The organism is Campylobacter sp. IFREMER_LSEM_CL908 (assembly GCF_025771545.1).
GTDB classification, from domain to species: domain Bacteria; phylum Campylobacterota; class Campylobacteria; order Campylobacterales; family Campylobacteraceae; genus Campylobacter_D; species Campylobacter_D lari_D.
Genome location: NZ_JAKMQK010000033.1, coordinates 1 through 1,410 on the forward strand (window position 1 = coordinate 1; position 1,410 = coordinate 1,410).

Annotated in this window: 3 protein-coding genes; all 3 read right to left on the bottom strand. The window is 24.3% G+C overall.

Annotation, left to right across the window (positions count from 1 at the left end; genetic code table 11):
• A partial coding sequence (locus tag L8U04_RS08230) for a hypothetical protein (protein WP_263659999.1) occupies positions 1 to 596 on the bottom strand: 596 nt, incomplete at its 3' end.
• 32 nt (positions 597 to 628) lie between these two features.
• A complete protein-coding gene (locus L8U04_RS08235) occupies positions 629 to 979 on the bottom strand; it encodes a DUF4299 domain-containing protein (RefSeq protein WP_044598815.1) in 351 nt (116 codons plus the stop codon).
• A gap of 44 nt (positions 980 to 1,023) precedes the next feature.
• Positions 1,024 to 1,410 (bottom strand): DUF1911 domain-containing protein (locus L8U04_RS08240; protein WP_263709820.1); only part of this gene is annotated, 387 nt, incomplete at its 5' end.

The following is a 1,410-nucleotide window of genomic DNA, read 5'->3' on the forward strand; positions in this document are numbered from 1 at the left end:
TGGGGTATTGGGATTGAAATACAATTGAGTGTTTCTTGAAGATTTTCATATTCATTTATCCAATACAATTGTATTTTTTTTGCCCCAAAGGGTGTAACAAGCGTAAAATATCTAAAATCTTCTATTTTAAGATTAAAAATTTTATCAAATTCGATATAGTTCATTAAGCCGTAATCTTTAAAATCACATTCTTTGTATATAGATTTTAAAAATTTTGGTATTTCATTGACAATGAAAAGTATTTTTATTTTTTCTTTTGATAGATTAATAGTTAGTTCTTTTACTATATTATTTGGATATTCTTGTTTAATGATATCTAATAATTGTTTGTTGCTACAATTTTCCAAGCTATCAAGTTTAATTTCAAAATCTTTTTTAATTTCTAATTTTGTAGGTGTATATTGTAATTTATGCTCTTTATTAGATTGTGGCAGCAGTATATTAATTTCTTTTTTATCTTGAATAATTATTTTAGCAATACCCATAATTTTTGTATTTAAATCTAATAAAATTTGTAAGTCTTTTTTAGAGATTATGTTTTCTATATCTTTTTTAAAACTATTTAGATTTAAATTTTCACTAGATAAAAATTGCATAAGTTTATTTAAAAATATGGGTTGAGGAAGTATCATAGTTCTTTCAATCTTAAATTTTTAAGTTCTTTTAAATTTATAGCTCTAATTAAAATTCTTTCTTCTGATTGTATTAAAGCAAATTCTTGTAATTTTTCTAAAGCTTCTTTATATTCTAAATATCCTAGAGGTTTATCTTCGCTAATACTAAAAAAACTTAACCTCCATTCTACTTCTTCATTTTCATCATCTAGTTCAAAATTTTCCCAAGGTTCTTTAAATAAAATAGTATCTGTATCTTCACTAAGAGTAAAATTTACTATTGTTTTGTCTAATGCATCATAAAGTTTAGGCATAGCCTCATAAGCTTCTTCCCAACGCTTTTGTAAAAGTTTTAAATCTTTCATAAATTTTTTCCTTAAATATAAAATGAAATTATAACTAAGAAATTTTATATTAAATCATAAGGAAAGTATTTATACTGTTTAAATTCTTCTTTATCCAAATTCATTAGTTTTACAATTGCAGCACCTTCAAGATCCCAGGTATCTAAAGGATCCCTTAACCTTGTATGTTTTTTCATATATTTATGTAAAAACTCAATATCTTGTGTGGCTATAAATTCTTTAATCAGTTCATGTTCTTTGCAAACACATTTGCGTTCTAAATTTAACTTCTTACCCTTAGAACCTATAAAATGTAAAAACCAATCTCTATTGAGTATATCCCTTCTTTTTCTCTCATCTTCTTCTATTAATTCTAGCAAACAAGTAGTATCCATATCTAATAATACTCTAACGCAAAGTTCAATAGCATTTCCCCTGTAATAGCCAATATC